Annotated in this window: 4 protein-coding genes and 1 pseudogene; 3 read left to right on the forward strand and 2 right to left on the reverse strand. The window is 55.4% G+C overall.

The genetic code is table 11. From position 1 onward, the window contains the following. Nucleotides 1-568: 568 nt before the first annotated feature. Nucleotides 569-1,257, forward strand: a pseudogene (locus P0D80_RS47515) (transposase family protein); the annotation flags it as partial. 124 nt (nt 1,258-1,381) lie between these two features. On the opposite strand, the gene P0D80_RS47520 reads toward P0D80_RS47515, so the two are convergent. After that, nucleotides 1,382-2,134, reverse strand: a complete 753-nt coding sequence (locus tag P0D80_RS47520; RefSeq protein ID WP_408295045.1) for a response regulator transcription factor — start codon at nt 2,132-2,134, stop codon at nt 1,382-1,384. 2,547 nt (nt 2,135-4,681) lie between these two features. On the opposite strand from P0D80_RS47520, the gene P0D80_RS47525 reads away from it, so the two are divergent. Beyond that, complete coding sequence (locus P0D80_RS47525; RefSeq protein WP_408295048.1) at nt 4,682-7,324, forward strand: ATP-binding protein; 2,643 nt, start codon at nt 4,682-4,684, stop codon at nt 7,322-7,324. Between the two features lie 292 nt (nt 7,325-7,616). Next, nucleotides 7,617-8,258, forward strand: coding sequence for a two component system response regulator (locus P0D80_RS47530; protein ID WP_408295051.1), 642 nt, complete (start codon nt 7,617-7,619; stop codon nt 8,256-8,258). A 245-nt stretch (nt 8,259-8,503) separates the two neighbouring features. On the opposite strand, the gene P0D80_RS51975 is transcribed toward P0D80_RS47530, so the two are convergent. After that, nucleotides 8,504-9,040 carry a helix-turn-helix domain-containing protein gene (locus P0D80_RS51975; RefSeq protein WP_459252775.1) on the reverse strand — a complete coding sequence of 179 codons (537 nt, stop codon included), beginning with the start codon at nt 9,038-9,040 and terminating at the stop codon, nt 8,504-8,506. Nucleotides 9,041-9,213: the final 173 nt, after the last annotated feature.

Genomic DNA, 9,213 nt, shown 5'->3' on the forward strand with positions numbered 1-9,213 from the left:
GAACATCCCGGATATGTGTAGCGTTGCCAAGCACGAGTTCGAACGAGCCTTGGAGAACGTGCCACGCTGGCCTCTATGGCAACGTGAGAACAGCCATGGCCGGCCAACCGGTCCAACAGCGCGAGCAATCCTTTCGTTGTACTGCGAACGCTCTGCACTTCATAGTGCTCTGGCGCAGACACACAACGGACGCAGGCGACGATGATGTCCTTATGTATGTCCGGCACAGCGCGGATAGAGTGCCTGCATGCTACCCTCCTGCAAGATACGGAATGGCAGCGGCGGCAACCCTCGTTATCGGATCCTGGTAAGCGTGCTCCGGCAGGGCTACATGCGCCCCCAGTCATAATTCGGGGTGCTCGCAAGGTTGCGGGTCCAACTCTGAAACGGGCTCAGTGCACCAGATAAGGTGCCGACCTCAACTACCGCTGCCTCGTCATCGTATTCCTTCCCGGATCCGCCTGCAGCAGTCATGCGCTTCATCCTTCGGAGTCGGGCAAAAAACCAATGAATCACTCTCAAGAGTTGTGGGGCCTTCACAAGGCCCGGGGGCAGTCGCGGCGATGAGCATGTGGCGGGCTTGCCGACTTATGGACACGGGCGAGTCCGGCACTGCGGCGACGTAGTCACGAAACGACTGGTGTGCCGTGCGCCGACGCCAAGCCGGTCTATCGGTCATGCGAGACCATCGGTTGGTGCTTCGGCGCCTTGGTCAACGTCGCGATAATGGTCTGCATGATGGGCGCATTGCCGTTGACCAGACTAATGTCCGCTGATACTCGGACGGCCCTGAGTTCCGCTGTGACGGCGGCTCGCTGTTGCGCATGACATTTGCGCTGGCCCCCCTGGACTGGCACGCTATTGGTTGGGCAGCGATTACTGGCGGCCATGGCGGCGACGTCGTGCGCGATGTGATGCCCACCGCGGTCGCGCAACGCTTCGGCACGACGCAGGCAGGGCGCACCGAGCGAATGGCTGTCGGACGACGGCTCCGCCTACAACGACCATCGCACGCGCCGTTTGCTCGCGAGCAGGGCCCCAAGCCGCTGACTGCACCCGTTCATTCGCCGCAGAGCAACGGCATGGTCGAGTCGTTAGTGAAGACGAACAAGCACGACTACATTGCCTTCACGCACAAGTCTGACACCAACGGCGCTCTTGCCCCTGGCCGGTTCGAACACTACAACAAACGCCACCCGCGTAAGGCAATGAAGTATCGTTCCACCGGAGTTGCGCCGAACCGCTGCATCGTCAACTCAATGGGGTCTGAGTGTCCCAAGCTGCGCGAGTGGGCTCCACCGAGCAATATCGAGGCTCCATATCTCTTCACTGGGCGGCTTCTTCGGCGTTGAACACCTCGTTCTCTTCGCTTACTTCGGGTTCAAACCTTCGCCTGCATCGCATAAATCGGATTTGGCCAACTGTAGTCGGCGCCCGCGAGTCCGTCGCGTTCGCATAATACAACCGGATTCGAAGGAATACCAATAGGGATCGTCCAACCGACGCCTCGTACATTCACGATGACCGCCGATGAGAATTTCTTCCGAATGCCGTAAATCAGTACATCAACCGCATTGCTCTCAACATCCCTCCCACATCCGTACAGTCGGTCCTCCAGCGTCGGCCGTGAAACGATCGTCCCCGGTCTCTCTAGAAGGGCAACGACCAAATCAAACTCGCGCGCGGACAACGTATGCACTTGACCGTTGTATCTTAATTGACGAGTGATGAGGTTAAGCTTCAGTTTTTCATCGCCAATTTCTGACGACGCGTAGCCCGCCTTGCGACGAAGGATTGCGCGGACTCTCGCGAGTAGTTCGCGAACGTCAAAAGGTCTAGTAAGGACGTCGTCCGCGCCAAGATCTAGGCTTGAGACGCGGGGTTCAATACTGACCTGATCTGTAAGAATGATGATAGGCGTTTCGATATTCGAGGCTCTGAACTTGCGCAGTATATCGACGCCCGATGCGTTCGGAAAGCTGGTGTCAAGTAATATCGCGCTGTAGATCGAACGGTTAGCCATTGCGATCGCCATTCCGTGGCGTACCCAGTTAACTGTGCATGCCTCACTATGCAAGGCCCGCACCAGATCTCGTCCTGAATCGAGGTCATTGTCAATCAGCAGTACCTTCATCGCTTTCTCCCCTAACACTGCCACAACCTTTGACCAGTCCAAAGGCTTTACGACTCGGCAGGGCCTACCGACAGACCGGCGACAGGACGCGATCTATGCCCTCGCCCGTCGCGGCCACAAGTACTCGCGGTCACGGCGTCCCCGCAGGTCAAAAAGGACGCAATCCGACAGCACTAACGTAGCTCGTCTTCCCCCTAGACGCCTATACCTATCGGAATGACCATCAACGATGTAGCGCTCACCTTGCAAACAGCCGCTTGACCGAACAGCATCAGTCCCAAGATCCCGTGGACCGCGCAAGCAAGCTCTTGCGGTGACGAGACTCGTCGTTGATCGCACCGCGCTATGCCGCTGGTGTCCTGGGCGCGCCCCAATGCTTCTGCACGCTTATCGCGTTCGCGCGGGTCATCGCCCTCAGTTCTAGCCTACCTAAGGCATAGAGCTTCTCGCACACTATCTCTCTTGATGACAATTTTTACGCGTTCCTCACTGAGCCTGCAATCAGACCTGTCCGAATGTTGCTATCCCCGAAAATTCTGTGGAGCAACTCAGACTTCACTGATCGTTACAAGAACTTGAGCCGACCCCACGCTGTTGGACACCCCTCTTGAGGTTTCCGGTGAAATACAGGGAGAAGAGGATGGCGGCGACGAGCACTGCGTCGGCCGTGGATGGTCGACGCTGATGCGCTTGCCCAACTTCAGATAGAACTGCACTGCTCGAATGCGGTCTTCGTATGAGTACACGGACTGTCTCCTAGTAGTCCAGGATTTTGTCCGTACCGCCCAGAGTGAAGTAAGCAACGCTAACGTCAACGTGTCTAACATTCCGGGGTCGGTCCACGCTGTTGTGGAAAGAGTCGGCCACTCGTGTCTGTCGCGGTTGATATTTGCATCTTCTACGCGAGGCAGGCGACGGCAGAGATCGAATGCTTGCCCGGAACGCACAGTAAGTGCGCGTCTTCTCGGCGCAGTCTGAGCTGACAGGAGGAGTGCGAGCGCCAAATGCTCTCAATGATTCAGACGTGTCTTATTGCCGTATGTAGAAGACCGGCGTAAAACAGTTATCGAGAGGCGGTGCACCTCAGGATCCGAGCCAAGGGGCTCCGAATGAACGCCCCCGACTGTGCGGCAAGCGAATAGTGCCCCAAACCTTACTGGGCTTCATGGAGTTTCGCAACCGTGGTCAATGAACTCAAGATCTTGTTCCGTGGATAATGGCGGAATGATCGTCGCCGGGGGCGTGGTTCTTCTACTAACGTAATTTCTTTAGTCGTCGAAAATGAATGATCACATCTACAACGTCCAGACGCCATGGCTACCAGACACGATTCATGACGATCCGGATGGCCAGTCAGTGCGCGAACGCCTTTACATTTATCGCGGCTTCGAGATCGAGCTGCGCTGGCATCGCATGAAAGCGATCGGATCGTCGTCAGCGTCCTTCTGCAGCGGTCGGCTCGTTTGTGTCGTCCGAGTAAGTAAGATCGAATCATCCGACTGCCCCAGCGTATTTACGGTATCAAATGACCGCGGCGTTCCATTTGTGGACGAACTCGACGCCATTGTTACAGGCTGCTGCGTCGCCGAACAGTACGTCGACATACATAACGCATGGAGCCTTTTCGTTCGCTACCGGCTCGCGACATCTAATCAAGTTAGGGTTTGTGGTCCACGTAGTGCTAAGACGCGGCCCCAGCGACATGCCCGGTAGGAGTCAAGGCTATAAGCTGCTAGCGGTTGCAATTCATTGCGCCAACAGCGTGACCGAAGCTCGCTCCTTTTGTCGGCGAACCCATAAATCTAGGCACGTTAGTCATGTGTGTCGCACGTGAGCGGAAATCAACGATCAAAGAATCAATTGAGTGCACCGCCGCCAGTGTCCCCCGACGATGCCGGCGCTAAACGAGGTGTTGGGCGGTCGCGCGCTGAGCCCGCCCTAAGGATGGTCGGTAGCGCGACCGCATGGCTATTCCTTGGCAAGGGCGTTGGACTGCAGCGGTTATCGCCGAGTACTACCTTAGCGGGACAACTTGACCGGACCGATAACCCCGTGTGAGATGCGCGAAGTTAGGGCTTGGTTGCCTTGCAGGCAGATATCCATCTACAGACGGTCGATGCGGCGAAATAGGGTTTGGGAAAATGTCTTTCGCTCGGACGCAGCACGGGCAGCGAGCGGATTCGAGGCGCAACTGTCTGAGGCAACAAGATATGGCGGGTATTGGCAATACCTAACAAGGTTCCCTGTATTTGGCCAATGTCTCGCGGCTGGCAAACAATTGGTCAGTATGAAGTGCTCGAGTCGTCCAGAACTTTGATATCGACGCCTCTGTTTTTTCTAGTCCCTGAATAGGGCGAACAATAGGAATCGGCTATGCGTTGGAGAGCGTCATTTCCGTTTCATCTTCGGCTGGTGGCAAGCGTCGTCATAGCGTTTTTTTGGTTGATAGGTGCTGGTGTCGTGGTTCTCTATGACGTTAGCGAGAATCGCGAACTAGTCATGAAGAGCCTAGAGAAGGATGTCGCTGTGCATGCGATACGACAACGCATGGAACTTCACGATGTTGAACGAGACGTCAAGGCTTTATTGAGAAACTGGCAGGCACTTCCGGACGCCGGTGGCGTCGATCAAGTAGCGCGCTATTTCGCGACGGATCCACGCCACATTGATAGTCAGAAACGCATTAGTCGATCCAAGCTATTCGTCGAGAAGTATGGGAGTCACGCGACCGGTGAATTTGTCGACATCATTGTGCTACTCGACGGTGGGTATGCGAGGGTGGAACCTCGAAGCGACGCTGAGTGTTGCGGGCGGGAGAATATTGATTTGGATCTGGAGAACGTCACAAAACTACGTCATCTGCCGGCACACGATGGGTTGATATGGGGTGTCCCATACAGCATGGATAATGGAGAATGGCACCTTTCGATAGGTGGCGACGATCCCGCGACCGGTGTGATCGTGGGAGTTACGGCGAGACTCTCGCCGAGGTTCATTGAAATGCCTCTAGACGGCGCAAGCAAGGATGCTTTCGTCTGGGTAGATGCAACGGGGCGGCCACTAACTCCGGTCCCCGCCGTCCTGCAAGACAGTCTCACGGATATCTCTTCCAGATGCAGTGGTTTGGAACGACTTGCTGATGGAGAAGTACTGGTGAGCTGTAGCCACCTCGAGGCTACGGGGTGGCGCATGATATATGTACTTCCGACGCCCTCGCTAACCGACGTTGCATTGGTTCGAAGGCCGTTGATCCATCTGCTAATCGCAGCCGTAATGTTGTTGACGTGGATCGGACTACTTTTCTCTCTGCCGCGTAGTTTTGCACGACGCTTGACGAGCCGTTTCAAGCGATGCGATGGACCAGAGACAGGTGTGCATGAAAGCTTGCCCGAAAAGAGGACTGGCGAAGCTGCGTACTTGACAGATGGTCGGGAGAATTTGATACCTGAACCCCGTGATCGGGATGACATGCGCTGCACCGAGGCTTTAGGAGACCCAATCCAATCGCAAGAGCTTGGGCGCAATGCAGACCTCTGCAGCAAACTCAAGGACGAGCAATTGACTTGCATGATCCACGAGATACGTACTCCTCTCAATGGCCTAGTCGGAGCATTGACGCTGCTCAGCAAGAGTAGTACCAGAAGCGTAGACGAGGACAATTTGATCAACACGGCAATTGATTGCTCCGATCACGTGCTAGAAATTATCAACAATCTGTTGGACTTCTCCCGCATCGAATCTGGCCAGATGGTCGTGACTCCAAGAACACAGGACCCTCTCATTTTTATCGACCAGTCGATGCACACAGTGCAAGTTCTAGCACAACAGAAGCGCTTGCAGTTGCGTGCACATGTCACCGCTAGCTTCCCATCGGTGCTGACGACTGACGGTCTGAGGTTGCGCCAAATTCTCATCAACCTGCTTGGCAATGCCGTAAAGTTCACGAGCCAAGGCGAGGTGACGCTGCGGGCATGGTCAGCGGATGGCAAGGTGTATTTCAACGTCCGCGACACCGGGCCGGGCATTCCTAATGAATGGCGCGACGACGTGTTTGTTGCATTCAAGCGACTCAATACCGAGGAAGTCGGTAGTGGGCTTGGGCTTCCGATAGCACATAGTCTGGCGCGACTACTGGGGGGCGACCTCTACTGCGTCGCTGTCGATGGCGGTGCTTGCTTCCAACTCGAGCTTCCTTGCGAGAACGCCCTTCCGCAAACAATGGTAAGCCGCGGAGTGATATCTGCACCGACATTTTTGCATCGCCAACTGCATGCATGGGGTTATCAACCTATCGCTGGTGACAACGACGCACTGAACGCACCCGAGCTAGCTTACCTCCCTGCCAAATTGCGTCAACGATTGATGCCGGACCTTACGCCCGAGGCAACCGGAGTCGATAGAGAAGTTCCTATATCAGCGTGGGCGTTGAAGGTGCTTATAGTCGACGACGTTGACATCAATCGCAACGTCCTCGGTCAAATGCTGAGACTACAAGGGCATCAAGTATGGGAAGCCGCGGGTGGGGAAGGAGCGTTGATTTTGGGCGGAACGCATGTATTTGATCTGGTGCTGATGGACTTGCGCATGCCAACGCTGTCAGGCATCGAGATCGTATCGCTGTGGCGTGACGAGACAAGTGGCATGTTAGATCCAGATTGTCCCATTGTCGCTCTTACGGCGAAAGCACAAGCGGGGGAGCGTGAACGAATGGTGGCGGCTGGTTTCAACGAGTTCTTGACCAAGCCAGTCACGTTGGTCATCTTGGCACGTGCGCTCGATCTTGCGGCCGATCTGCAGTTGTCCAGGGGCATGGAGCTGGCACCTAATCCGCAGTGCCGACAACCGATGCTGCCCAAGGACGACTCACGATCTGTACGCCTCATTAGTGAACTTCGAGTGTACTTCAAGCGCTTGAAAGAGGCTCTCTCGGCGCAGGATGAGAAGCAATTCCTTTTCTTGCTTCATACGCTTAAAGGACTCACCGGGCAAGCGGGATTGCGGCCGTTGTATGACTCCGTTCGATACTTAGAAGAGTACACTGAACACAACGACTCGCTCCCGCCCCACGTGCGTGAAACAATCGCTCAATTGATCGAAAGCGAAATCGAGATTCTGAACCGCTCTTGTCTTCCGACCAACTCCAATCTTGAAGATGTTTCAGGAGATCCGGGACATGGCAATGCACACTAGTTATCTTCTACGTGATGTGGTTGGAGCGGAATCTCTTGGTGATGCCGGTCGTTAGTCGATCTGCGTGACGTGGCCCCGACCGACGAGAGCACTCAAGAATAAGGCGTGATGTAGACAGGCTTCCATTACCGCTATAAATATTCCTCGCAATCGATGTTTTACCACCGAGCATGCATATGCAGACTTACCTGCTGCAGCCTCTGCACCGTATGTCGGCGATTCCTTGCGTACGCATGGTCGCTCGACTCAAAAATGCCTCAGAATCTTTGGGGCGGTTCAAGGAGCGCTTGGCATGTTTGTCCCTCCGCCCGTGCGCATTTTGATCGTCGAAGACCACTTATTGGTCGTCGAAGGCATATGTCATCTACTTTCACAGCAACCCCGGTATGAGGTCGTGGGTTCTGTCTCGAATGGACTGCACGTTCGAGAGGCGTGCCAGCGATTGAACCCGAGCCTGGTATTGTTGGACCTTAGCTTACCGGGCATGGACGGCGTTGATGTTATTCAACAATTGGTCCGTCGATGGAAGACTTTGCGTATTGTAGTGCTCACCGCCGCCACGGAGATGCACCGAAGTCGCGCGGCTATCGCGGCGGGGGCCGTGGCATATGTGCTTAAGCAAAGCTCCCAGCAGGTGTTGCTTGCGGCACTGCAGCACGCAGCAATTGGCAAGCGTTATATTGACCCATCGCTCTGTCTGGAGACGCCAGACACAAGTCACCGGTCGCAGGGTGAGACGGCACTCACATTGAGGGAGCGACAAGTATTGAAGTTGGTCGCAGAAGGCCGGCGTAATCGCGAGATCGCCGAGCTGTTGTCAATCAGTCTCAAAACGGTCGAGACCCACCGTCTTAATCTAATGCGCAAACTTGACGCTCACAACGCAGCGGAACTGAGCAACTGGGCGCGCAGCCTAGGCGTCGTAGAATGTTAGAATGCCTGACTGTGTCGACAGTCAATCCCACAGTCCCCGACATGCGCGGCCTTGCCGACTAACCGATGGCGGGAGAGCGAGATCGCCCGACCTAGCCAGACCTCTTCGGAGCAGAGCGTGCTTTCCGATGGGGGCATCTGATTCGGCAGCGTTGGCCTCAACTTACGCTCCTGCGGAATGTGCGCGATCGGCAGCTTCGAGTGTGAAGTCAATGGACATCGCTTCTACTGTCGGTCCAATAGTTCCTATCGCGTGAGTCGCTCGAGCCTTGCCTTGCAAAGCGGATAACACCACGTGGGAACTTCTCGTCGTTCTGCGGAGATCTTTGTGTACCTCCGTCTTTGAACCGCCCCGGGTTTTGTGAAGGCCCCAACTCTTGAGAGTGATTCATTGGGTTTTTGCCCGACTCCGAAGGATGAAGCGCATGACTGCTGCAGGCGGATCCGGGAAGGAATACGATGACGAGGCAGCGGTGGTTGAGGTCGGCACCTTATCTGGTGCACTGAGCCCGTTTCAGAGTTGGACCCGCAACCTTGCGACACCCGGCGCTGAGCCAGTCCTTCGTCCAGCTTCCGGTTGCCGGAACGGCCACGTCTGCGCGAGGCCAGTCCCGCCGCACCGGATTCCTGATAGCGGATCACCAGGCGCTCAACCTGACGCACGGTCAAGCCCAGACGTTCGGCCGCGCGACCAGGCTTGAGGCCCATGTCGACAATGGCCTGGATGACCTTCAAACGGTCGAGTTCGCGCATGTTCAATGTCACCAGTGTGGCTGGACACATGGCCGACTCCGAAATCTCGCAACGGACCGACCAGCATGCCAGCGTTCAAAAACACGACATTTCTATCTGGCTAGAACACGACATTTACATGAAGCCGCTACATCGAAAATGTTGATAAATTATGTTATGTAAAATTAAAGTTATGTCAAATTGAGCTTTCTACTTCGCTATAC

This window comes from Paraburkholderia sp. RL17-373-BIF-A (assembly GCF_046030175.1).
Classification (GTDB): domain Bacteria; phylum Pseudomonadota; class Gammaproteobacteria; order Burkholderiales; family Burkholderiaceae; genus Paraburkholderia.

Excerpts from the sequence above, each read along its gene's own strand:
- P0D80_RS47520 (WP_408295045.1), bottom strand. The coding sequence starts at position 2,134 with ATGAAGGTACTGCTGATTGACAATGACCTCGATTCAGGACGAGATCTG.
- P0D80_RS47525 (WP_408295048.1), top strand. The coding sequence starts at position 4,682 with ATGGAACTTCACGATGTTGAACGAGACGTCAAGGCTTTATTGAGAAAC.
- P0D80_RS47530 (WP_408295051.1), top strand. The coding sequence starts at position 7,617 with ATGTTTGTCCCTCCGCCCGTGCGCATTTTGATCGTCGAAGACCACTTA.
- P0D80_RS51975 (WP_459252775.1), bottom strand. The coding sequence starts at position 9,040 with ATGTGTCCAGCCACACTGGTGACATTGAACATGCGCGAACTCGACCGT.